Raw genomic sequence first — 22926 nt, forward strand, 5'->3', positions numbered from 1 at the left:
GGGGTGATCAGTTTCGTTTTTTCCGGTCACTACGGGCGTAGGGCCTGGGTCTATTGTGATGTATGAATCAGAAAGCGACCGACGCCCTTTGGAAGCGGCGCTGGTCAAGCTTTACGGCAGATGTGTCGAAGAGTCAGACGTCTCTGTGCGCTGCGTTCATGGGTAGGCGGCTACCCAAGCGATAGCGGGAGGAGGGGTGGACGAGCCGCACAAAGGTGACAATTTTGTTTTGGCTCCAAGTCCGGCGTATGAGGGCCAGGCAAGGTTCGGTTGCATCAATTTGCAGATGCTTACTTTCCTCGGCGCTGGGGTGGCAGGCCTCTACGATATGTTCCATTTCGTCGGGCTTGATCACTTGCAGAAGGTATTTGGCCGGTTGCAGGTGTTCGCCGAATTTTTGTTTCAGGAACTCTGGCACCAGCTCGGGATTGACGTAACGATCCTCAAGCTGCACTGGCACGTCTTCTTCGCTGTGCGCACAAACCAGATGAAAAACCGAAGAGCCCGTGGGCAGGCCCAGGGCGGAAGCGACTGACATCGATGCGGATTCGCGTCCCAGGTGCAGGACGCGACAGCCGTAACTATGACCCCGAGCGAGAATCTCGTCAGCGATGTTGGTGATGCGCAACAGGTTCGATTGCGGCTTGCTTTCGGCTACGAATGTTCCAACACCTGAAATCCGCACCAATAGACCTTCTTCGGTCAGCTCGCGCAGGGCTCGATTGACGGTCATGCGCGAGATGCCCAGCTCTTGCACCAACTGGTTCTCTGAGTAGATCAGGTCGCCAGGTTTCCAAACGCCCGCTCGAAGTTGGTCCAGCACAAAATCCTTCGCGCGTCGGTAGAGCGCTTGTGGTGCATTTTTGATCATCAGTCGGTCCGTGTCTCTTGTGCGGCAAGGACTCTTGCCAAGGAATGAAGGAAAAGATCGTTATCCTCACAGCTTCCTATGGATACCCGCAAGTACTGAGTATATCCCGCTTCGCGCCAAGGCTTGATGATGACCCCTTTGCGCAGTAATGCCTGGTTGATGATTTCGGCAGGATAAGGGGTGCTGAAAAAGAGGAAGTTGGCCATGGAGGGGGCGGTTGTGATGCCTTGCTCTCGCAGTGCGATCTCCAGTCGTCGGCGTTCGCTGGCGACGTGGGAGAGGCCGGCATTCAAATGATTCTCATCGGCCAGAGCCGCAACTGCAGCGGCTTGGGCCACTCGGTTGACGTTGAAGGGGGTGCGCAGGCGATTGATTAAATCGGCCAGTAGCGGGTCGCTGACAATGCCATAGCCGATGCGTAAACCTGCCAATGAATAGGCCTTGGAGAAGGTTCGAAGCAAAATGAACGGCTTGCCGCTGGCCTGGATCAAGCCGAGGCAGTCTGGGTACTCAGGCTCCCATCGGGCGTATTCGTAATAGGCTTCGTCAAACACCAGCAAGCACTTGGGAGGTAATGCATCGAGCAATTGCTTCAATTCGATTGCGCTCAAGGTGCAGCCAACCGGATTGGAGGGGCAGGAAAACATCAGCACATGGGTATGCGGTGTAAGGGCGGAAATCATCGCCGCCACGTCAAAAGTGCCTTGGTCGGTCATGGGGACACCGATTACCCGAGCGCCGGCTGCCACTGGAAAAATGAAATGCAAGCCGAAGGAGGGCACCACGGTAACCACTTCATCATCATGGTCCAGAAACACTCGACTGATGACACTCAGCAAATCCTCAGAACCGTTGCCGAACACGAAGCGATCTTCCGGAACATCAAGTTTTTCCGAGAGTGCGGAGCGTAGTGCCTGGCAGCCTGAGTCGGGGTACAGCGCAATCTCATGGCAGGCTTGGGTGGTCGCGGCGTTGACAGCGGGGGCGGTGCCCATTGGGTTTTCATTGCTGCCCAATTTAGCGACGCGTGTCAGACCGAAGCGTTTGCGCACTGCATCAGCGGCGAGGCCGGCGTTGTAACTGGCCAATTCGCGCACTTCAGCGCGAGCAAGCAAGGTCAGGTCGTTGGCGTTCATACAAGGCTAACCTCTCGGGAATTTTGCTGGAAGGTATTGCGATCTGGATGGTTCCGTAGGGGGCGCTGCGGGCTCGGCTGTTCAGCGCTTTGACGGATTTCGTGCGGGAGGCTGTAGCGGAAGAGTGTCGCCAATTCGGCGATCCGGCCTGCGAGGCTCATCCCTTCGGTAGTCGCGGCAGTCATCGGGTGCAGTTTTTTCATTGATTACCTCTTAGGTGCAGGGCCACAAGGAAGTGTTGCTGTATGATCCTGTATATATAGGTAACGCAATGTTCAGGCCAAGCCTTATCTTTTCTGTTGATCGCTGCTCGTAAACGCCTTCCAGGCCAGGGGGTGCTCACATGAATATTTGTTCAGGTGTAACTGAAGGTTGCATCGTAGTGTTTCCGCTGTCTCATTGATGAGTCGAAAGGAAGCGCATGGTAGGCCTTTCTGCGGACAGTATTTTGGACAGAAGCAGTGCTCGATCCACTTCGGATCAGGGGTCTGAAGGGGATCCTTGTCTAACAGGCACGGTAAATGCTTAGTCCTGTATATACAGTCTCATCGATCAGGCTTGTAGACCGATTTCCGATCTGCTGTGACACGCTCGGTCGAGTCGATGGCTAAAAGTGGCGCCTGCTATAGGCGCTTTCATAATCCGCTTAGAGAGAGTCCCCCATGACGGTTAGCAATTTGCCCTTTTCAAAAGTCCGCCACAGCCAAGGCCTAGTGTTTTTATCCGGTGAACTGCCGTTCAATGAGGACGGCAGCTTCCCGGCGGGTATCGAGGCACAAACGCGCCTGACGTTGATGCGCATTGCTCAAACATTGGAAGCTGAGTCACTGTCGTTGGATGACGTGGTGAGCGTCACGGTGTACTTGACCGAGCGGAGTAACTTCGCCGAGTTCAACCGGATTTATGCTTCGTTTTTCACGGCCAATTTGCCTGTTCGCGCTACCGTCTGTGCCGGCCTCGTGGTGGATGCGTTGGTTGAAATCAGTGTCATCGCGCAGCAGCGTGCTTGAGTTGGAGGCAGCGTGAACGACAAACAAGTAGTAGTACTGGGCGCCGGCATCGTCGGTATAAGCACGGCCCTGCATCTGCAACGCCGGGGCTGTGCGGTGACCTTGGTAGACAAGGGGCCGCCCGGGCGCGAGACGTCATACGGTAATGCCGGGATCATCCAGCGCGAGGCCGTTGAACCGTACGGGTTCCCAAGGGACCTGGCGAGCCTGATGAGAGTGGTGACCAAGCGCGATATCGGCGTCAATTATCATCTGCGTGCGCTGCCGGAGTACATGCCTACGCTGACCAGGTATTGGGCCAACTCAGCGCCAAGGCATTACCGAGCTATTGCGGACGCCTTTCGGACCTTGGTCGAGCATTCAATCAGCGAGCACTCCGAGTTGATCGAGCAAAGCGAGGCCCAACACCTGATCGTGCGCAAAGGTTGGATTCAAGCTTTTCGAACCCCGGAAAAATATGAAAAGGCGATGGAGAGCGCCCAGCGTGTGAGTGCGCACGGTGTATTGTCGCAAGCGTTGGACGGCGCCGGGCTCAGGCTCGCAGAACCCGCTTTGGGTGAAGCTCTCGTTGGGGGGATTCACTGGCTTCAACCTTGGACCTGTGTTGATCCGGGAGAGCTGGTGCAACGCTATGCCGAGCTCTTCTTGCGTGAGGGCGGACAGCTTGAACGCGGCGATGCCCGTTCATTGCGCCAAGCGGGAGCTGGCTGGCGAGTCTCCACCGAGTCCGGGCCGGTCGAAGCATCACAGGTCGTCGTGGCGCTTGGTCCTTGGGCCCAAGAGTTGCTGAGGCCCATGGGTTACCGCATCCCGTTGTTTATCAAGCGTGGTTATCACGCCCATTTCGCCGACGGGGCAAACTTGAGTCGCCCGGTGCTTGATACCGAGCAAGGCTACATGTTGGCGCCGATGAAGCGTGGTGTGCGTCTATCAACGGGGGCCGAATTCGCCCGTCTCGATGCGCCTCTGACCCCAGTGCAGCTAGGGAAGGCCGAAAGCGCGGCCCGACAACTCTTGGCATTGGGATCTCAGGTTGAGCGGACGCCATGGAGCGGTGCGCGACCTTGTACCGTTGACATGAAACCGGTCATTGGTGCCGCGCCGTCGCATAAGGGGCTCTGGTTCAACTTCGGCCATGCTCATCAAGGATTTACGCTAGGTCCGGTCAGTGGCCGGCTGCTTGCGGAATTAATGATGGGAGAAACACCAGTGGTCGAGCCGGCACCCTTCGCTCCTGGGCGTTTCTGAATTGACGATGCGTCGGCCTTCTCGTCCCTCCTCTTGAGAGGAGGGCAGGCATTATCTGAAAGAAAAATGACGACCGAGTTGTCTCGTTTCCACGTCGTGTGAGCAACGTTTACGGCACTCGCCGCGGGCGCTTTTACCCATGGGCGCCCACGTTCCATCTGCCTGCCCAGGAGTACTCATGAACATCAAACAGAAACTCACGTGGGCGTTTGCCGCTATCGCCTGCGCGCCAGTCATATTGGTCGCAATGGTTGTCGTACTGAACTTGCGTAGCGCAGCGCAAGCCAGTTTCCTGGATAGCAGTGGCCGCGAAATCAGGCAGATTGACCGCGGGATGCGGCAGTTTTTCGACAGCATCCGCCAAAACGTCGAATACCTTGCCAAAGACCCTCGGATCGCCAACGTTCAGGGATTGAAGAACTATACGGCCGCTGACGCCCCGAAAACGCCTGTGACGAAGGTCGATCGACAGATCCAGGTGGTATTCGACAGTTTCGCAGAAACCCACCCAACCACGGCTTCCATTTCCCTTGGACTCAATGACGGAGGTTTTGCAGGTTGGCCCGATGACCAGACAATGGCCAGCTACGACCCACGGGTGCGACCTTGGTACAAGGCGGCCATGGAAGCCGCACGAGGCTCAACCGTACGGACGGGCGCGTATTACTGGGCACCCGATGACATGGTGCTGGTCAGCACGGTCCGCACGATCAATGACGCGAGCGGCGCCCCGGTGGGCGTCGTTGGCGTGGACGTATCGCTCAAGCAACTGACTGAATTGGTCAAAGCCATCAAGTTGGGCAAGAGTGGTTACCTGATGTTGGTCGAGGCCAATGGCAATGTCTTGGTCGATCCCGCAAATGCCAAAAACAATTTCAAGCCGTTAGGTGAGCTAGGACCCGGCTATGCCGAATTGGCCAAAAGCGCTGATGGGGTGACTCAAGTCGAGATCGATGGTGTGCCATACATGGTCAACGTCCTGAGTTCCGATGGCCTGGGATGGCGTTTCATTGGCCTGATCAAGCGTGATGAAGTGATGGCCGACGCCATGAGCCTGACCTGGTTGATTGCAGCCATCGCTGTTGCATTGGCGGTGGTGTTCGCCATCGTTGGTGCTGGTTTTGCCAGCATGATCGTGCGCCCGATTCGTGGCGTGGCTGATGGGTTGCAAGAGATTGCCGAAGGTGAAGGTGACCTTACACGTCAACTCCAGGTACGGGGCAAGGACGAAACTGCCAACCTGGCCGGTTGGTTCAATCAGTTTCTAAGCATGATCGCTCAGTTGGTGAAGCGTATTGGCAATGCGTCGTCCGATCTGCAAGTCGCTGCCGCTGACACCAACGAAGTCGCCAATAACATGAACCTGGCTGCCGGCCGCCAACGTGAGGCGGTGGAATTGGTAAGCACCGCTTTCAATGAAATGCTCGCCACTGCCAATGAGGTCGCACATTCCTGCAGTGCCGCGGCGTCGAGTGCTGATGAAGGCTACCGCGACGTGCACGATGGCCAGAAGCAAATCAGCGAAGCCACCGGCAGCGTGCTCAAGCTCAGTGAGGAGCTGCAGGTATCGACCCAGACCATGCATCTGCTCGAGCAAGACAGCAATAACATCAATGCGATTCTCGACACTATTCGCTCGATTGCCGAGCAGACCAACTTGCTGGCGCTCAACGCCGCCATCGAAGCCGCCCGTGCGGGTGATCAAGGGCGTGGCTTTGCAGTGGTCGCGGATGAAGTTCGCGCCCTGGCTCGTCGCACCTCCGACTCTACCGGCGAAATAGACAGCCTACTGGGTAACCTCGCTCGCCGCACCCAGGAAGTCACCCAGCAGATGCAAGGCAGCCTGCAAGCGTCCCAGGCTAGCGTGCAGCGGATCCAGCGGGCCCGCGACAGCTTCGACAAGATCCGCGCTTCAGTGGACTCGATTCGCGACCAGAACACCCAGATCGCCACGGCGGCAGAGGAGCAGCATCAAGTGGCGGAGGAGATCAATCGGCACATCGCACAGATCCACGCCGATGCGCAGATGGTAGAGGAGTTCGCGCATTCAGCCCATGCCGGATCGGGGCGAATGACGGCCATTTCTGGCCAGCTTCAAGGATTGGTCGGGCGCTTCAAGTTTTAGTCCGTACGAACAATGGACGCTCAATTGCCGGTTAGAGGGTAAGCCCCATGAGCGTTGAGCCCAGAGAAAAAACAGTGAAAGCCGCTGTCCCTGGCGGTCCCGTCCAGCGGGCCATTCAAACAGGCTGATCAACGCGGGAAGGCCTGCGCTCCGAATCATGATTAGACCTGTCAGGTCGCCAGACCGTGTGCTGCATTCCGTTCGGGGTCGTCAGTACTTCCACTGCACAGCGACTTCCAGACTGCGCGGCTCGCCCACGTAATACTGGGTGTTGCTCTGGTGGATGAAACGGGCATAGACCTCGTCGGTCAGGTTGCGCAGGCGCGCGCTGACCTGTACGTGTTTGTCCAGATCGTGGGTCATGGACAAACCATAGACAGTGTACGAGGGCACCCAGGTCGTATTGGCGGTGTTGGCGTAGACCGACGACACATAGCGCACGTCAGCCCCGAGCTGCCAGTCAGGAGCCACGTCATAGGTCAGCCAGAGATTGGCTACGCGGTCGGGAATATTCACCGGATTCTTGCCTTTGCGCGAGAACACAACACCGGCGATGGTTTCATTGAACTCGTCGTACTCAGCCCTTACCCAACTGAAGTTACCGGCCGCCAATAGCTTGGGCGTGATCTTGAATGAAGCGGCCAGCTCTATGCCGGTGGAGGTTTGTTGACCCGCTTGTTCGGTGGTGTTGGGCACCGTCGAGGAGGGGACGGAGATGTTCTTGCGCACGATGCGGTAGGCCGCGGCGGTGGCCGAGCCGCGACCGTCAAGAAAATCGAACTTGCTGCCCACCTCGAATTGGCGACCGGTGCTCAAGTCGAAGTCGCTCACCTGGGCAATGGAGGCGCTGGTAAGCGTCCCTCCCGGCGGCTCGGCCGAGGTACTGTATTGGGTATAAAGGCTGACATTCGACGTCAGGTCGTACACCAGGCCCAGGCGTCCCGTGATTGCATCCCAACGCTTGTCGAGCCTGGCCTGCGCCGCATGATCGACCACCTCGAAATCGATATGGTCATAACGCAGCGCAGTGATCAGCGCCAGTTGCTCGGTCAGGCGCGTGCGGTTCTCGACGAACGCCGAAGAAGTATCAGTCCAAGTGCTGCGACCTTTACTGCGCGGTGCATCCATCCCCGGAATGTCCAGGAAGTGGCCCGGCTCGAAGCCATCTGGATCGATGGTGTCGAAGGCGCCTTTGGACAACGGGTAGTTGGTTTGCTGGTTGGTGTTGTAATCCACGCCCAGCGCCCAATCGCTGGCCAGGCCGAACAGCTGAGCCTGGTGAGTCAACTCGATTCGGTCACCGTTGACCTCCTGGTCGTGCCGCTGGCGGTAACCGCCGGAGCGGGCGATGGCGCTGTTGTCGCTGTTGTAGCGGTAGACCTCAAGGTTGCGGTAATCGCGCTGGCCATCGTAGTGGTAGAAGGTATTGCGCAACTGGGCATTGTCGTCCAGCTGGTAGTCCGTGATCGAGCGTATCCAGCGGGTGCGCTGCTCGTAGCGACCGTCCTCGACGTTGTAGTTGTTGAAGCGGTTGTGCTTGTCGATCTGCAGCTTGCCGGTCAGCGGTTGCAGTACCGGCGTGCCCCAGTAAGGACTGTCTTCCTTCTCTTCCAGGTATTCGATCGCCAGCGTATGGGAGAGTCGGTCGTTGATGTCGCTGAGCAGCGAGAAGGCCAGGTTGCCCGCACCGTTCTCCTGGCGATCTACGTAGCCGTTGCTGCTGGTGCGGCTGTAGTCGAGGCGCGCATAGTGGCGCGGGGCATCGCCGCTGTTGAGCGCTTTATTGAAGCCGACCGCGGTTTCCCAGGTGTCGTAGCGACCGTAGCTCATTCGGCCCTCGAAGGTATCTTCCTCACGGTTGGCAAGCTTGGTGATCACGTTCAGGCTGCCCCCCACGGCACCGCTGCCGTTGAGGAACGAGGAAGGGCCGCCGAGCAACTCCACCCGGTCATAAATCCAGGCGCCGACCGGACGGGCCGCGCCACCGTATTGCAGATTGATGCCGTTGAACAGCTGGCTGATCTGGGCACCGTTGAAACCACGGTACGACACATAGCCTCCCCAGCCGGGTGGCGCAGAAGCGTTAACCCCAGGCAGGGCGTTCGCCGCGTCTTGAAAGTTGCGTGCGCCGATACGTTCCATCGTCTTGCGATCGGCCACGCTTACAGAGGCGGGATTTTCCCGGGCACTGAGATTCAGGCGCGAGCCGCTTTCGATGGGAGTATCCAGGTCCAGGCGGGTGGCCGGTTTCGGCTGGTCGGCCGAGGCGTTGATGTAGCTGTTGGGTAAGTTCAGGGCAGTGTCTTGCGCCCACGCGCAGGTGCTGCCCGCGAGCAGCGCCAAAGTAGTCAAGCGAAACATGAAGAGCTTCCTGGCTTAATTCAATGAGCACACACCGGCCGCGCGTCATGCAGCGGCGGGTGGTGAAGAGGTCAGAGCGCGGGAAGCGGGGCGGGGGAGGCGCGAGGATTGATCAGGGGCCAGCGCTGCCTGGGTAGGCAACGGGTCGGTTGTGCGGGCAAGGGCCAGGCTGGCTCGCTGGCAAGCAGGGCGAGCAGCCCGAAAAACGCTGCCAGCAGGATCGCACCGAACAGGCTTGCAATGACGCAATCACCGACGACGGGCAGCGAAGGGGCGGGCACATCCTGCAGGCCCTCGAATATTGCCCCGCCGTCAGTAGAGCAAAACAGTCCGCCGTCCAAACCGCTCAATCGCAAGCCGGCCATTTGTCCATGGCCCATCGCGCACAGCAACGAACCGAACAGGATGCTGAAGTACAGCACCCAGGCAATCATCGATTTTTCGCGGCTGGCCAGCTTCATCAGCAAAGCTCGTTGAGAAGGAACGGTTTATCGGCGAGCGGATTTTACATTTTTTGATCCGTCAGTGAGCTTTTAAACAGTTCGACATACAAGCAACCGCCTTGCTGTCTGGTCTGTCGTCGGTATAAAAACCGTCTCGATTCGGCATCTTTACATCCGCCAAGGTCGATGCATCCACGGTCGCGTTGGCGTCCAGCAGCTTGTTCATGTGCAGGATGTAGCCGGTCACCGCATAGACTTGTTCGTTGGACAATGACTGTGGCGCCTGGAAGGGCATGGCTCTGCGGATGTAGTCGAAAAGCGTCGTTGCATAGGGCCAATAGCTGCCAACTGTCTTGAGCGGTTTGTCAGTCGTCAGCGTTCCTTCGCCGCCCGCCAACGCAGGACCGACGCCGCCCTCGAGTTTCACCCCATGACAGCTGACGCAACTGTTCATGTAGACCTTTTCCCCGTCCGCCACCGTTGCGCGCCCTGGAGGCAAAGCCTTGCCGTCGGGCGCCACGTCGATGTTCCAACTGGCGATCTGCGCTTCGGTAGCCTTGGTGCCCAAACCGTATTGGGATTGTGCCGAGGCATGAGTCAGCGCACAGGCGCACAGCAAACCTATGAATAACGAACCACCTTTAAGCCCGTCCATTGGTCACCTCCCCACTGCTGGACACGCGCCACGGTTGCACCGAGTTGTTGTGGTAGAAAGAGACCTTGCCGCGTTCATCGATCAGCTGTTCCAGCATCGGCTGAACATATCCGGTCTCGTCGATGGCGCGGCTCATGATCATCAACTCTTGGCCGTTCCATTCGAAAGGCGCCCTGAAGGCGGTCAGCGCCTTGGTCAGAATGGGCTCCTGTAGCCTGGCTTGCGTCCAGGTATTGCCGCCATCGACGGAGACATCGACACGGGTGATTTTGCCGTGGCCGCTCCAGGCGATGCCACGCATCTCATGCAGGCCCTTGCGTGTCAATTTCTGGGTGCCGGAAGGGTAGGTCACCAGCGATTTGCACTCCATGACGAAGGAAAACTTCCGAGCTTTGCCGTCCGCCATCAAGTCGGTGTATTTGGCGGTTTCTTCCCGGCTGTAGGCGGGCGCATCGGTGACATGAAGTCGGCGCAGCCATTTGATGTGGGTGTTGCCCTCGTAGCCGGGGACAAACAGGCGCAGCGGGTAGCCCTGTTCCGGCCTTAGACGCTCGCCGTTCTGGCTGTAGACGACCATCACATCGTCCAGGCATTTCTCGATGGGAATGCTGCGCGTCATTGCGGCGCCGTCTGCCCCTTCGGCAATGATCCACTTGGCTTGGGGCTTGAGCCCGGCTTCATCCAGCAGGGTCTTCAGGGTAACGCCAGTCCATTCAGCGCAACTCACCAGGCCGCTCACTTCCGCTGCGGTTTTACCCCAGGGAGGAAGAAACGATGGGTTGCCCGAACACTCCATGAAGTGCACGCGTGACACGGCGGGGAACTGGCGTATCTCGTCCACGGTAAAGATCAAGGCGTTTTCGGTGAGGCCATGGATCACCAGCCGGTGTTGCGCCGGATCGATTTGCGGGACACCTGCGTGGTGGCGCTCATAGAACAGGCCGTTCGGTGTAATGATGCCGTCCAGCTCTTGAAGTGGGGAGGTGCTGTAGGCGGACATCGTGTCCTTCAGGCCGGGATATAGATTCCTGACGGCTTTGGTTTCGAACGTTGAAGGTTTGCCATAAGGGCTTGCAGTGGGAGCGCCAAGGCTACGGGTCCATTGCGGGACTTCAAGGGGCAGGTTCGGATCAAGAGGGGCGACGTTGGTCGTCTCTGCGCTGACCAAGTCGCTATCGCCCAGAGCAAAGGCAGCAGTACCGATAACGGCCCCGCTTTTAATCAAGAAATCCCTGCGAGCCAAAGATGTTTGAGGCATGTCTTGCTTGGCGGGGACCATGGATTTTTTTGTCATTGTTGTTCCCTCTGATTCCTTTGTCGGGCTGGACCCAACGGCGAGTCTATAGACCGATCGGTCGGTCTGTAGGTAAGCCTAGAACGAAAAACGCGCGTGGTCCAGTCGCAAGGACGACCATCGGTGATGGCACGTGAATGAGGGGAGCGAGGAAAGCGGCGCACTTGAAGCGCCGCTGATGACAGTCAAGCCGGGCGCGGCTCAACCTTCAGTCCGGGCAGGAGGGTGTCGCAAAAGAACGTCGCGATGGATTCCGGAGAGCGCGGGCCACCGGGCTTGATCCACAAGTAGCTGTAGTGGTGGATACCAAGAATAGCCTTCACGGCTAACGAGTCAGATGTGTGGAAGGTCCCCTCGCTCACGCCAGCCTTGAGGATATTCGACCAGAGCTTTTCATACTGCCGGTGCAGGTCGAGCAATTCAGTCTGGCGCTCGCCAATGACCGAATACACTTCTCGAAAACACACCGTCATTTCGGCCAGGTGGGTGACAATCGTGCGCATCACGATGGCCGAGAATTGGCGAAATTTATCTTCTGCAGGCTGGTCGCTCTCGCACAGGGGCGTACCTTCTGCGATGAGCACCCGCAAATACCGGCTGGTGATTTCAAACAGCAATTCTTCCTTGCTTCCGATGTGGTAATACAGCGCGCCTCGAGCCAGGCCAGTGGCTTTTTCCAACTCAGCCATGCCGGTTGCGTGAAACCCGCGCGTCGAGAACAGCTGCGCAGCGATCTTCAGTATCCGCTCCTTAGTGCTTGTTTCAGCAGGTTCGGCGGCGACGACGGCGTTCTTTTTTCCCATGGGTCAATTCCAACCGGTTGAGCGCCAATCATACCCATGCGTGCGCGGTGAAGGATACAGACGGGCGAAGCTCATCCCATGGTTGCAGGAAGATAGTTGTATTGACCGATCGGTACAGAGACGTTTAACGTGTTTTTAAGGGCGCGGTGGCGTCAAGAGTTCTGAGAGCCTGCCTAGGCATTGGGATCGACCATGAAAATAAGCAACCCCGTAACGAAGGCGTCCAGCTCGTCAGCCTCGGCAAGATTGATCGCGATGATCTGTTTCGCCATGCTCGCCTTTGCCGCGAACTCCTTGCTGTGCCGCCTGGCGCTTAAGCACACCGACATTGATGCTGCGAGTTTCAGCGTTGTCCGGCTGGCCAGCGGGGCCTTGGTGTTATGGCTGTTGTGTGCCTTGAGGCGGACCTCAACCATAGGCAAAGGCAGTTGGCAGGGGGCCGCTGCCTTGTTCGTTTACGTCTTCGCTTTTTCCTTCGCGTACCGTCATTTGGAGACCGGGACGGGGGCATTGCTGCTGTTTGGCGCGGTTCAGCTGAGCATGGTTCTGTACGGCATGTTCAAAGGCGAGCGGATGCACACGTTGGCAGTCGTTGGGTTTGTGCTGGCGATTGTTGGCTTGGTTAGCCTGCTGGTTCCAGGTGCCGCAGCACCTGACCCCGTTAGCGCACTCACGATGCTGTTATCGGGGGTGGCATGGGGGATCTACTCACTGCTTGGCAAAACTGTCGCCGATCCCTTGGCAACCACAACCGGCAATTTCCTGCGCTCGATTCCCCTGGTCTTGATGGCAAGCGTGCCGTTTCTCTCAGCGTTGCGTTGGGATCCGCAGGGGATACTTTATGCGGTTCTTTCCGGCGCGCTAGCGTCAGGCGTCGGCTACGCGGTCTGGTACGTCGCGGTGCGTCATCTGGCAGCGTTTCAAGCCGCGACGGTGCAGTTGAGCGTGCCCATCCTGGCTTCGCTGGCGGGCATCGTTTTTCTGGGGGAAAGCCTGAGCGTAAGGATGGTGTTGGCATCCATTGCTGTACTGGGCGGCGTTGCGTTGGTGCTGGGTGGCAAGCATGGCAGAGCCACAGGCAGCTAGAGGCTCCGCTCGCTCAATCATGTGCGCCTGCGCGTGCCTGAATTTGTTCGCTCAACCACTCAAGGACTAGACTGGTGCCGCCCAGTCATAAGGCCCGTCAACCCATGCTCCTCGTCCCGTCAGATACCGCCGAACAGACAAAGCTCACCCTTGAGGTGGTGCTGCGCTATCACATGGCCTGGAAGCACCGCGACCTGGAGGCGATACTCGCGCTCTATCACCCGCATGTGCAGTACAACGATTTTTTCCAGAATCGCAGCATGGGCCTGACCGAGCTGCGCGCCTACATCACTGGCACATTGCCGCGCCATCCCGATGAATATCTTGAGCACAATGACCGCATCCGCGCTGACGGCTGCACGGCATTCATCCAGTACCAGACCGCTCTGAAGGGCAGTGGCGAGCGGGTGGTCTTTCGCACCAGCGAAGCGATCATCGTATGTGAGGGTCAGATCCTGCGTGTCAACGAATACGCGTCACTCGTGCGCGACGGCGAGCCGCACGCCGGGCGTCGCGCCCCCGCCATCAGTAAGCTAGGGCTATCGGCGCGCCAGTTGAGCTTCATGGCGCGAGACTTGGCTGATTACTTTACCCGCCAGCAGCCATTCCTGGACCCTGACCTGGATCTTGCACGGATCGCCAGCGCCACCGGGTACAGCCGTAATCAGTTGTCTTACTTATTGAATCAAGTGCTCGGGCAAAGCTTCTATCGCTACGTGACTCAGGCTCGCTTGGCCTACCTCCTTGAACGCCTCGCCAGTTACGACGAAAACGCACCCATCGATGCCCTCGCAGTGGCTGCCGGATTCAATTCCACCTCTGCGTTCTACAAGGCTTTCCGCTGCCATACCGGCTGCACACCAAAAGTCTGGTTGAAGGCCAATTGCGCGCGTACCCGCAGATAACACAGGCCCCTTCGCTGCGCATTAAGCTCTGTCGGCAATCAAACGATGGAGCAGGTAATGGCTGGTTGGGGTGGTGTGAGTTTGTGGATGGAGCAAGTCGACGAGGCGCTGACGCCGCGTCCGACGTTGCATCAGGATCTGCGAGCCGATGTGGTGATCATCGGTGCCGGCTACAGCGGCCTTTGGACGGCCTATTACCTCAAGCAGCAAGCACCGCACCTGGATATCGTCATAGTTGAAGCACAGATTGCCGGTTTCGGCGCCTCCGGCCGCAATGGCGGCTGGTTGATGGGGAATCTGCTCGGCGAAGACCGACTCCTGGGGCCCTTGCCCGCCGCCCAACGTCATGCAGGATATCAACTGCTGCACGGAATCCCCGATGAAGTGGCGCGGGTGTGCCACGTCGAAAGCATCGATTGCGAACTGCGTAAAGGTGGCGTGCTGTACTGCGCGGCGCGGTATCCCGAGCAAGAACGGCGCCTGCGCGAACAACTCGCTGCCGCCCGTGCCCAAGGCCTGGGTGAGGACGATTATCGCTGGTTGAGCGCTCAGGCCTTGTGCGAACAATTGAATGTGGCCCAGGCGTACGGCGCCCTGTATTCACCTCACTGCGCGACCCTTCAACCTGCCCGGTTGGTACGGGGGCTAGCCGATGTCGTGGAACGCATGGGTGTGCGGATTTTCGAGCAAAGCGCTGTGCTCGACTGGACGGCAGGCCAAGTTCGAACCGAGCACGGTCGGGTGAGCGCCGATTGGGTGGTGCCGGCAGTCGAGGGATATGCCAGTGCCTTGCCCCCGTTAAACAAATATCAACTGGCCGCCCAGAGCCTGATCGTTGCAACTGAGCCGCTCCCGGCCGATGTGTGGGCCGAAATTGGACTTAGCCGTGGCCAGGCTTTCAGCGAAAACAGCCGACAGGTCACCTACGGTCAGCGCAGCCGCGATGACCGCTTGGTATTTGGTGCCCGCGGTGGCTATCGCTTTGGAGGTCGCCTGCGCAGTGACTTCAACCTCAGTCAGGCCGAACGTGAGTTGCGTCAGTACTTGTTTAGCGAACTATTCCCGATTTTGCGCAATGTTCGTCTGACTCATGCCTGGGGCGGCAACTTGGGCGTCGCGCGGCGCTTTCACCCGCACATGCTGGCCGACCGCCGCCAGAAAATTGCACTCGCCGGTGGCTATGGCGGCGAAGGCGTAGGCGCCAGCAACCTGGGTGGTCGCACCGTGGCCGCGCTGATTCTTGGTCAGGACAACGAACTGACCCGCCAGCCTTGGGTGTGGTCCGACCGTCCGCTGGCCTCGTTGCCGCGCTGGGAGCCAGAGCCCCTGCGCTGGCTGGGTTACAACGCCATTATCCAGAGCTTTGTTCACGAGGATCGGATACTGGCCAACCTCCATGTACCGCGCTGGCGTCGCCGGATGGCCGAGGGCCTGGCGGGTTGCATGGAACGTCTGATGAAGTCCAAGGAGCCGTTCCCATGAAGATCGATCATTTTCGCGACACCCCACGCTTGTCTCTCGTGGAATCGGGCGCTGTCGGTATACCGCTGGGTGAGCCGGTTTCACAGGTTGCCACGACAAGCGTTGAGCGCGATGACGGCGTCGAAGCCGGGGTGTGGGAATGCACCCCCGGCCGCTGGCGGCGCCAGATCGTGCAACAGGAGTTCTGCCATTTCATCCAGGGGCGCTGCACCTTCACCCCGGATGGCGGTGAGATCCTTCATATCCAGGCCGGCGACGCATTGATGTTGCCTGCGAACACCACGGGAGTCTGGGATATACAAGAAACCGTTCGCAAAAGCTACGTGCTGATTTTCTGAACTGCCTTCACCCATAACGTAAAGAACAAAGGTTGAGGTCTCGTATGTTGAAGTCGATCGTTCCGCTACTGTTGATCGCGTCCACCGCTCAGGCGGCAGACACCGTCAGGATCTACAACTGGAGCAGTTACATTGCCCCAGATACCCTGCAAAACTTTACCAGCCATACCGGGCACCCGACTCAGTATGATGTGTACGACAGCAACGAGGTCCTCGACGCCAAACTGATGGCCGGCCGTTCCGGGTATGACGTGGTGTTTCCCTCCAACCACTTCATGGCCCGGCAGATCAAGGCCGGTGCGCTGAAACCGCTGGACCGCAGCAAACTGCCGAACTGGCAGAGCCTCAACCCGACGCTGATGAAGGTTCTGGAGGCCAACGATCCGGGCAACCGATACGGTTTTCCCTACCTATGGGGCAGCACCGGCATCGGCTACAACGTGGCCAAGGTCAAGGCAGTCCTGGGCGATGTACCGATAGACTCATGGGACATCGTGTTCAAGCCGGAGAACATGAAAAAACTCGCCCGATGCGGCGTAGCCATGCTCGACAACGGCCCCGAGATTCTTCCCATCGCCTTGAACTACCTGGGGCTTGCGCATCACAGCAAGGACAAGGCCGACTACGAGAAGGCCCAGGCCCTGCTGCTCAACGTGCGGCCCTATGTGAGTTACTTCCACAACTCCAAATACACCAGCGATCTTGCAACGGGTGACGTGTGTCTGGTCGTGGGATTTTCTGGCGACGTGATGCAGGCGGCCGCGAGAGCCAATGAGGCCGGGAACGGCCAGCAGATTGCTTATGCCATCCCCAAGGAAGGCTCACCCATGTGGTTCGACATGGTCGCCATGCCCGCCGATGCTCCGAATGAAGCGGTCGGTTACGCGTTTCTGAACTACCTGCTGGAACCCAACGTCATGGCTGACATCAGCAACCACGTGCACTATGCCAACGGCAACGCTGCCGCTGAGGGCATGGTCGACAAGGCCATTCTCAACGACCCGATGGTGTATCCGCCTGAAAGCGTGATGAAGAAACTCTTCGTGCTGGAAGCGATGCCGCTGGAGACCGACCGGCTGCGCACGCGTGTTTGGAGTCGGGTTAAAAAACGGGCAATAAAGTCAATCGCCGATGATGCGGGCAGCCCGGATCATCGGCGGCAGGTCCTCGGTGCGAAAGCATGCCTCACACTGGCACCATGACCGCTTGATGTGCTCTAGAAACAAGTCCAGAATCAAGTCTTTTCCTGCTCCGGCTAGAAAAGAAACCCCTTAAATTTCAACGAGTCGGACACCAGATACGAGTCTCGTTTCCCGCTCCAATTATTTTTCTACAGGCTTCTATTGAAGTCTGCAGAAACAGAAAAAAGAGGCTTCGGCCTCTTTTTTAGTTCCAGTAAGCTCCACTCGAAAGCACTACCATCCACGTTTTTTTAGTACATTTTTTAGTACATTAATCCGGCGCTTGGTAGATCGCTTTTTCGTAGGACTTGTCTCTCTGGAAGCCCGTACAAATCTCCTCCATCCAAACGAGACGGAGATTGTACGATGGCCCTCACCGATACCGCAGTCCGGCACGCCAAACCCCGCGCCAAGAACTACACCCTTCCTGACTACAACGGCCTCGCTCTTTTCGTGAATACGAAAGGCGCCAAGTGCTGGCACTTCCGCTTTTCTTGGTCGGATAAGCAGCCGCGTATTTCTCTCGGCACCTATCCTGAAATTAGCTTACGAGATGCTCGTGCTCTGCGTGATGTTGCGAGGGCACTGGTCGCCAGGGGCATCGATCCGCGTGTCCATCGGCAGCTGGAGCGTAATGTCAGGCGCCTGGCCAGGGAAAACGCCTAAGAAGCGCTTGTTCAGCATTGAAAGTGGTACGCAACGTTGAGCATCGTGATTCTGGTCGTGGGTCTCGATAGTCCGATCGGCCCCAGCACCTCCCGCTTCAATTGGCCGCCGAGTCGGCTGACAGCGAGGGCGCTCAGGTTACGATATAGAGGCGGGGGCCTTACCTTCGCTATTCATAGCCAGTTAAGCCTTTGGGCCAGGTCAGTGATCAGTCGTTGGGTAGGTGCAGTTGCACTTCCATGGCGTCATGAAGGAGTCGGACGACCTCGATCACGTCGTCGATTGCCACGCGATAGAACACGACATGGCGCGGGCTTTTGACCGTTCCATGGGGGTGTTTAGCCTGCTGGCGTGAGTAAATGAGGTGATAGCTGCGAAGGCCCGGTGCAAGCTCATCGCGGTCGTGGCTGCCAATGCGATAGGGCGTGTCGGCGATAGCTTGTAATGCGGAGAGGATCAGCGCCTGGTAGCGCTGGCGTGCTTGATCGCCGAACTGCGTCTGGGAGAGCCTGAGGATGTCGACAATGTCGGCGCGCGCCGCGTTGGAAATCCGATATTGCGACATGCTCAGTGTTTCTCGCGCGCGGGGAGGGTGGCCTCCAGGCTCAAGCCCTCGAGGTAGTGCTCCAGATCCCCTTCGTTCAACTGAGTAAAGCGCCCGTGCTCAAGATCCATGATGCCGATCGAGGTCGCCTGACGCAGGGCCTCAATTTTGGCAGTGTCTTCGGCGATGCGCTGCTCCAATAGACGCAAACCTTCTCGCATCACTTCGCTGGCATTTTGATAGCGGCCGGACTGAACCAGGTCATGGATGACCTGTTCCTGGTGAGGGGTGAGCACAACATTTCGCGTCGCCATAATTAGCTCCAGCTCTGGGCAAACAGGTTTTTTCGATCATTGGCATATTATGCCATTTTACCCGCGAGCACATCGTTTGGGATTTGTATCTCACGAACTGTGTCGTACGGGTTCATCCTGAGCGAAGCCTGAGGCACCGACACACCAAAGTACTCCGTCAAGTCAGCTCTATTGATACGCCCTTCCCAGCGCAGACCAAAATCGATGAACTGAAGACGACGATCAGCTCCCCAGCTGCGACTTTTGGTTTCCGTGGAGGGTGATGTGTCTTGACGACGATTCCGATGTCAGCAGGGAAATTGAATTTTTCTGAATGTCGGTGAACGAGCCACGTTTGTGGTGCACGCAATAAAGACTCAGCGGGGGTCTAGAGGCGGAGGAAATTACCGCTGTGATCGAGCATTACGCCCAATCGGCGCGGAACGCATAGTGAGCGCGCAGCCGCTTCCAGCCGTTGATGGAGATTGACCTCAGTCGTATAGGGCCGCTGCTATATCCGATCTATTAAGAAGTCTGTGGGCAGGTCGTCGCCTATGTCGAAGAGACACTGACGGCCGAATCGGTCAATGACGTGCATGCGCGCTTATCGTAAGTACCGATAAACAGCCTGGTGGTGATCGAACGACTGGCGCGAGATTACTCTGGTATGCCACTGGAGTGGCGTCACTCCCGTGGGCATGCGGAGCACTTCCGTTACCGCGTGGATATCCGTTAGCGGCTTGCCTGAGTAGCGGAACACACAGCGGCGACTCGCTGTTGAATTCATCGTTTTGTTTTGCAATGACTGGCCTCACCGTGACGGGGAGCAGCCCGGCAATTGCTCCAAGGACAATGCCTATTACCGCAAGGTTGTTGATCATTTCTTTTAGTCCAGTGGGCCCAATACTTGTCGATAGTGTTCCTCACCCTGTGCCGTCTGTCGGGTCAGGCGGATTTCAAGTCCTGGCGGGTCTTCTTTGCGGTTGCCGCTGAGTTGGCGCCAGCCACTGTCTGGTTCCCACACGCGCACTTGCAGATCACTGACTCTGTCGAGCACCGCCACCCCTTGTTGTGGTGCCGGTAGCGGATAACGATCACGAGCCGGTGCTGCTGCGCGATACAGGGTCTGGTCTTTCAGCCACCAGCGAACCCGCTGCAAGCCGTTCTCCGAAGCTGCCGCGCTGCGGATCACGTCGAGGCGAAAACTCTGATTGTCGGCGCTGCGCACGCTGATCGCCGCCGGTCTATCAGGTTGCTCGTCTTCGTTATCGGTCAGGTTTGGCTCGCGCAGTTCGGTGCTGGCGCGCAACGCCAGATCGCGTTCCAGTTGATGCAATGTGCGCAGTAACTCCTCTGTCTGTTCGGCGCTGGCCTGTAGGTGATTGTCGGCGCGGGACACGCTGTCCAGACCGCGCCAGGCAATCAGGCTGACGATCGCCATCAGCATGATCGCGACCATGACCTCGATCAGGGTAAAGCCCTCTTGACGGGTGTTCATGGTTGGCTGGCCACGTGTAATTTTCCGGCCGCTGTGCGTTGCACGGTGAGGCTGTTTTGGCCGTCCGAGAGTTGCAATTGCAGGGGCGAGTCAAACCACTCGGCGTTCAGCACGACGGGCTGTCTGGGCGTGACTCGTATCTTCATCGAGGGCGTTTCCCAGCTGCGAGGATGCAGGTGCGGATCGGCAATGAAATGATCGAAACCGTAGCCTTGTGCGTTGCGGCGACTGAAGCGAAAGCCTTGCTTGTCCGCCAGCCAGGTGATCGGGCGTCCGTCGGCCAAGGCTTCGGCCTGGGCGATTTGCAGTAGCTGGATCAAGCGATTGGCGTCCTTGCGCAACAGTTGCGCCGGGTCGGGTTTGATGCTCAGGCTGACGGCGGCACTGGCGATGCCGATGATGATCAGCACCACCATCAATTCGATCAGGGTGAAGCCCTGTTGTCTGTCCTTGGCCATGTCGCAACGTTCCTTCGTCGTAAATCTGTCCTGCCGGATACGGATCTTCAGTCCGGAGTAAAAAACCAGAGTTGTCCTGTAGACTGCGACGCAGGACAACAGGGAGGTTTGGTCTTGGCATTCACTTTTCGTTTATCTGCAGCACAACTTCTGCAATCGGCGGCACTGGTCGCGGCATTGGCAGGAGGGCTGTTTTGGTCATCGCTTTTGTTGACGTCGGCTGAATCCAACGCGCCGATGATCGAGTCACAGGTATCGGCTGCGCGTTCCGAGACGCCAGCCTCGCTGTGGTTTTCCAACCAGCCGGCAGCGGTGAACATCAAGGTCTCCGGGGTGATGGCCGGGGCGCAAGGTGCGGTGGCGATCCTCAGTCTCAACGACGGTCCGCCGCGCAGTTTTCTGCTGGGTGAGCGCCTGACCCAAGGCGTGCGCGTGTTAGCGATTGAAAAGGATGCAGTGGTCATCAAGCGGGGCGCGGAGCAGTCCCGGTATAAAGTCAGCACGCTGCCAGACTCTTTGGTGTTGCCTCGTTTGACCCGACCCTGAGCTGTCTCATTGAGGCTTTTCCAGGGGTTGGCCGAGCAACGTTTCGAGTCGCGCCAAGGGCGGTGCTTCACGTTCACGATCCGAAACCAGCACCTTCACGCGTATCAGTCGACCATCGGCGCTCGGGGTTATAGTCTGTTCGCAGCGCAGTTGCAGGCGTCCCTGATCACACTCGAACGCTTTGAGTCCCTGAGGGAAACGTGCTTCCAGACGCAGTTCGGCGAGGCGGGTTTGCGCCGCCAACAGGGCGATGGATCGGTCGCGCAGCAGCCCACTGCTTTGGGTCATGACCGCCGCAACACGTACGGCCGCCGACATGGCCACGGCGATGATCGCCAAGGCGACCAATACCTCGATCAGGGTAAATCCTTGCTCCTTGCGCAACGCTTCCATGGCTGACTCTGGCGGTTTGAACAGGGCCGCAGAATAGCACTCGAACCCGGGCGAACGCGTAGAAAAACAAAGCACTTTTGTATGTTGTACGATGACTGGCTTTTGTTACACTGCGCGACGAATTGTAATCACGCCAAGGAAGGTTGAAATGGATTTCGCGCGCGTCAAATCTCAGTCTGCAGGTCTTCGCGGTCAACAGGGTTTCACCCTGATCGAGATCATGGTGGTAGTCGTCATCCTCGGTATTCTCGCGGCCATGGTTGTACCCAAAGTGCTCGACCGCCCCGATCAGGCTCGGGCCACGGCCGCGAAGCAAGACGTTGCCGGCCTGATGCAGGCGTTGAAACTCTACCGCCTCGATCACGGCACTTACCCGAACATGAATCAAGGGCTCAAAGTGTTGGTGGAGCGTCCGGCGGACGCGAAAAACACTAACTGGCGCTCCTATCTGGAGCGCTTGCCCAATGACCCGTGGGGTCGTCCTTACAACTACCTGAATCCGGGCGCGAACGGCGAAGTCGACATCTTCTCCCTCGGTGCCGACGGACAGCCTGACGGCGACGGCGTGAATGCCGATATCGGCTCCTGGCAGCTCTAAGCGGCGCCATGAAATTGTCTTCGCCGACAGTGGCGAAACAGCGCGGCATGGCGATCATCAGCGCCTTGCTGATCGCTGCCGTGGTCGCTGTGATCGCCGGTGGCATGCTCACCCGGCAGAGCGTTTTTACCCGCTCCCTTGAAGCTGAACAGGCTCGCGTGCAGGGCAGTGCGGTGCTTTTGAGTGGACTGGAAATCAGCCGCCAACTGTTGCGCGAATCCCGTCAGCATGACGTGGCGACCCGGCTCGATCAACCATGGGCGCAGCCCGTGAAAAGTAACCTCCTGAATACCTTGGGGGGGCGTTATGAAGGGCGTCTGGAAGACCAGCAAGGCAAGTTCAACCTGCGTAATTTACTCAGTAATGAGCGCATTGATCCTGGTCAGCTTCGCAGCTTCGAACGACTCTGCGAAATCATCGGAATCGAAGCCAGTCTTGGCCAGCGCATCAGTCAACGCGTCATCGCCTCTTACCCGCGACTCCTCGACCCGCAAACATCCGCGCCAAGCACTGCGCAGATCGGCTTCGACACGGGGCGCGCGACGTCGCCGAATGCGCGTCGACAACCGTTGCCCGCTAGCCAGCCGATGCTGCGTAGCCTGGAGGATTTGCGCGGCCTCAAGGGTATGGACGAGCAGGTGCTCGCTCGGTTAGGTCAATACGTGAGCATTATTCCAGCCAAGACCTGGGTCAACGGCAACACGGCCAGCGCCGAGGTTCTGGCGGCCGTGGTGCCTGGCTTGGCGCTTTCGCACGCCAGGGCATTGGTGCTGGAGCGCGACAGTGGACAGTGGTTCATCAATCGCGGCGACTTCGTAAACCGTGTGCGTTTGCCGCAACTGAGCGTAGACGGGCTCAACGTCGGGATTAGCAGTGAGTGGTTTCTGCTCCGCGCACAGGCGCGTCGAGACCAGCGTCGCGTGAGCATGGATGCGTTGCTGCATCTTCCACAAGACAACATGCCCAGAGTGATCTGGTCGAGGCTGGGGCGT

Annotated in this window: 23 protein-coding genes and 4 pseudogenes; 14 read left to right on the forward strand and 13 right to left on the reverse strand. The window is 58.2% G+C overall.

Translation table 11 applies throughout. The annotated features are described in order from the left end of the window. Positions 1 to 133: 133 nt before the first annotated feature. From hutC to PSH65_RS14395, 3 genes are read right to left on the reverse strand one after another with little or no spacing between them, the layout of a single operon-like run. Entirely contained in the window at positions 134 to 871 is a 738-nt protein-coding gene (gene hutC / locus PSH65_RS14385) for a histidine utilization repressor (protein WP_039011359.1), read from the reverse strand. Continuing rightward, positions 871 to 2007 (reverse strand): aminotransferase class I/II-fold pyridoxal phosphate-dependent enzyme, encoded by a 1137-nt coding sequence (locus PSH65_RS14390; RefSeq protein WP_109756655.1) that lies wholly within the window; start codon positions 2005 to 2007, stop codon positions 871 to 873. Before PSH65_RS14390 ends, hutC begins: the two co-directional genes overlap by 1 nt. After that, the gene (locus PSH65_RS14395) at positions 2004 to 2210 is read right to left on the reverse strand and encodes a hypothetical protein (protein WP_039011362.1); all 207 of its coding nucleotides are present in this window, start codon (positions 2208 to 2210) and stop codon (positions 2004 to 2006) included. Before PSH65_RS14395 ends, PSH65_RS14390 begins: the two co-directional genes overlap by 4 nt. A 459-nt stretch (positions 2211 to 2669) precedes the next feature. On the opposite strand from PSH65_RS14395, the gene PSH65_RS14400 reads away from it, so the two are divergent. The 4 genes and pseudogenes from PSH65_RS14400 (at position 2670) to PSH65_RS31825 (ending at position 6390) form a co-directional block, all read left to right on the forward strand. Next, on the forward strand, positions 2670 to 3017 hold the full coding sequence (locus tag PSH65_RS14400; RefSeq protein WP_041020384.1) for a RidA family protein: 348 nt from the start codon (positions 2670 to 2672) through the stop codon (positions 3015 to 3017). Positions 3018 to 3029: 12 nt separating this feature from the next. Continuing rightward, positions 3030 to 4265, forward strand: a complete 1236-nt coding sequence (locus PSH65_RS14405; RefSeq protein ID WP_039011365.1) for an FAD-binding oxidoreductase — start codon at positions 3030 to 3032, stop codon at positions 4263 to 4265. A gap of 334 nt (positions 4266 to 4599) precedes the next feature. Continuing rightward, positions 4600 to 5478 (forward strand): annotated as a pseudogene (locus PSH65_RS31820) (cache domain-containing protein); the annotation flags it as partial. Positions 5479 to 5685: 207 nt separating this feature from the next. After that, positions 5686 to 6390 carry a methyl-accepting chemotaxis protein gene (locus PSH65_RS31825; RefSeq protein WP_370694701.1) on the forward strand — a complete coding sequence of 235 codons (705 nt, stop codon included), beginning with the start codon at positions 5686 to 5688 and terminating at the stop codon, positions 6388 to 6390. 210 nt (positions 6391 to 6600) lie between these two features. Here PSH65_RS31825 and PSH65_RS14415 read toward each other — a convergent pair whose 3' ends face one another. From PSH65_RS14415 to PSH65_RS14435, 5 genes are all read right to left on the reverse strand, one after another. Beyond that, entirely contained in the window at positions 6601 to 8751 is a 2151-nt protein-coding gene (locus PSH65_RS14415) for a TonB-dependent siderophore receptor (protein WP_163854309.1), read from the reverse strand. A gap of 71 nt (positions 8752 to 8822) precedes the next feature. Then, entirely contained in the window at positions 8823 to 9212 is a 390-nt protein-coding gene (locus PSH65_RS14420) for a DUF2946 family protein (protein ID WP_081352505.1), read from the reverse strand. A gap of 61 nt (positions 9213 to 9273) precedes the next feature. After that, positions 9274 to 9849: a c-type cytochrome gene (locus PSH65_RS14425; protein ID WP_163854307.1), complete on the reverse strand. Its 576-nt coding sequence runs from the start codon at positions 9847 to 9849 to the stop codon at positions 9274 to 9276. Next, positions 9836 to 11143, reverse strand: coding sequence for a sulfite dehydrogenase (soxC, locus tag PSH65_RS14430; RefSeq protein WP_239548662.1), 1308 nt, complete (start codon positions 11141 to 11143; stop codon positions 9836 to 9838). Before soxC ends, PSH65_RS14425 begins: the two co-directional genes overlap by 14 nt. Positions 11144 to 11328: 185 nt before the next feature. Further along, positions 11329 to 11946 (reverse strand): TetR/AcrR family transcriptional regulator, encoded by a 618-nt coding sequence (locus tag PSH65_RS14435; RefSeq protein ID WP_163854305.1) that lies wholly within the window; start codon positions 11944 to 11946, stop codon positions 11329 to 11331. A gap of 192 nt (positions 11947 to 12138) precedes the next feature. Between PSH65_RS14435 and PSH65_RS14440 the strand changes: the two genes are divergently transcribed. The 6 genes and pseudogenes from PSH65_RS14440 (at position 12139) to PSH65_RS14465 (ending at position 17604) form a co-directional block, all read left to right on the forward strand. After that, complete coding sequence (locus tag PSH65_RS14440) at positions 12139 to 13032, forward strand: DMT family transporter (protein ID WP_163854303.1); 894 nt, start codon at positions 12139 to 12141, stop codon at positions 13030 to 13032. A gap of 104 nt (positions 13033 to 13136) precedes the next feature. After that, complete coding sequence (locus PSH65_RS14445; RefSeq protein ID WP_054069181.1) at positions 13137 to 13937, forward strand: AraC family transcriptional regulator; 801 nt, start codon at positions 13137 to 13139, stop codon at positions 13935 to 13937. Positions 13938 to 13994: 57 nt separating this feature from the next. Then, positions 13995 to 15419 carry an FAD-binding oxidoreductase gene (locus PSH65_RS14450; RefSeq protein ID WP_025214415.1) on the forward strand — a complete coding sequence of 475 codons (1425 nt, stop codon included), beginning with the start codon at positions 13995 to 13997 and terminating at the stop codon, positions 15417 to 15419. Further along, on the forward strand, positions 15416 to 15757 hold the full coding sequence (locus tag PSH65_RS14455) for a cupin domain-containing protein (RefSeq protein WP_025214414.1): 342 nt from the start codon (positions 15416 to 15418) through the stop codon (positions 15755 to 15757). Before PSH65_RS14450 ends, PSH65_RS14455 begins: the two co-directional genes overlap by 4 nt. A 44-nt stretch (positions 15758 to 15801) precedes the next feature. Then, positions 15802 to 16863: pseudogene (locus tag PSH65_RS14460) on the forward strand (polyamine ABC transporter substrate-binding protein); the annotation flags it as partial. Positions 16864 to 17304: 441 nt separating this feature from the next. Continuing rightward, the gene (locus PSH65_RS14465) at positions 17305 to 17604 is read left to right on the forward strand and encodes an Arm DNA-binding domain-containing protein (protein ID WP_305426683.1); all 300 of its coding nucleotides are present in this window, start codon (positions 17305 to 17307) and stop codon (positions 17602 to 17604) included. 208 nt (positions 17605 to 17812) lie between these two features. On the opposite strand, the gene PSH65_RS14470 is transcribed toward PSH65_RS14465, so the two are convergent. Further along, a complete protein-coding gene (locus tag PSH65_RS14470) occupies positions 17813 to 18169 on the reverse strand; it encodes a type II toxin-antitoxin system RelE/ParE family toxin (protein ID WP_305426684.1) in 357 nt (118 codons plus the stop codon). A 2-nt stretch (positions 18170 to 18171) separates the two neighbouring features. Beyond that, positions 18172 to 18462, reverse strand: coding sequence for a type II toxin-antitoxin system ParD family antitoxin (locus PSH65_RS14475; protein WP_305426685.1), 291 nt, complete (start codon positions 18460 to 18462; stop codon positions 18172 to 18174). Between the two features lie 436 nt (positions 18463 to 18898). Here PSH65_RS14475 and PSH65_RS14485 point away from each other — a divergent pair. Continuing rightward, positions 18899 to 19177: pseudogene (locus tag PSH65_RS14485) on the forward strand (UTRA domain-containing protein); the annotation flags it as partial. Positions 19178 to 19327: 150 nt separating this feature from the next. Here the strand turns inward: PSH65_RS14485 and PSH65_RS14490 are convergent. Together PSH65_RS14490 and gspH are read right to left on the reverse strand one after the other, a co-directional pair. After that, the gene (locus tag PSH65_RS14490; RefSeq protein WP_305426686.1) at positions 19328 to 19939 is read right to left on the reverse strand and encodes a type II secretion system protein GspJ; all 612 of its coding nucleotides are present in this window, start codon (positions 19937 to 19939) and stop codon (positions 19328 to 19330) included. Continuing rightward, entirely contained in the window at positions 19936 to 20397 is a 462-nt protein-coding gene (gene gspH / locus PSH65_RS14495; protein WP_305426687.1) for a type II secretion system minor pseudopilin GspH, read from the reverse strand. The genes PSH65_RS14490 and gspH overlap by 4 nt, the downstream gene beginning before the upstream one ends. 114 nt (positions 20398 to 20511) lie before the next feature. Between gspH and PSH65_RS14500 the strand changes: the two genes are divergently transcribed. Continuing rightward, complete coding sequence (locus tag PSH65_RS14500; RefSeq protein ID WP_305426688.1) at positions 20512 to 20943, forward strand: type II secretion system protein N; 432 nt, start codon at positions 20512 to 20514, stop codon at positions 20941 to 20943. 6 nt (positions 20944 to 20949) lie between these two features. On the opposite strand, the gene gspI is transcribed toward PSH65_RS14500, so the two are convergent. Next, positions 20950 to 21336, reverse strand: a complete 387-nt coding sequence (gspI, locus tag PSH65_RS14505) for a type II secretion system minor pseudopilin GspI (protein ID WP_305426689.1) — start codon at positions 21334 to 21336, stop codon at positions 20950 to 20952. 148 nt (positions 21337 to 21484) lie between these two features. Between gspI and gspG the strand changes: the two genes are divergently transcribed. After that, complete coding sequence (gspG, locus tag PSH65_RS14510; protein ID WP_305426690.1) at positions 21485 to 21934, forward strand: type II secretion system major pseudopilin GspG; 450 nt, start codon at positions 21485 to 21487, stop codon at positions 21932 to 21934. 8 nt (positions 21935 to 21942) lie between these two features. Beyond that, a pseudogene (gene gspK / locus PSH65_RS14515) lies at positions 21943 to 22923 on the forward strand (type II secretion system minor pseudopilin GspK); the annotation flags it as partial. Positions 22924 to 22926 lie beyond the last annotated feature (3 nt).

It is taken from the genome of Pseudomonas sp. FP603, assembly GCF_030687415.1.
Classification (GTDB): Bacteria; Pseudomonadota; Gammaproteobacteria; order Pseudomonadales; family Pseudomonadaceae; genus Aquipseudomonas; species Aquipseudomonas wuhanensis.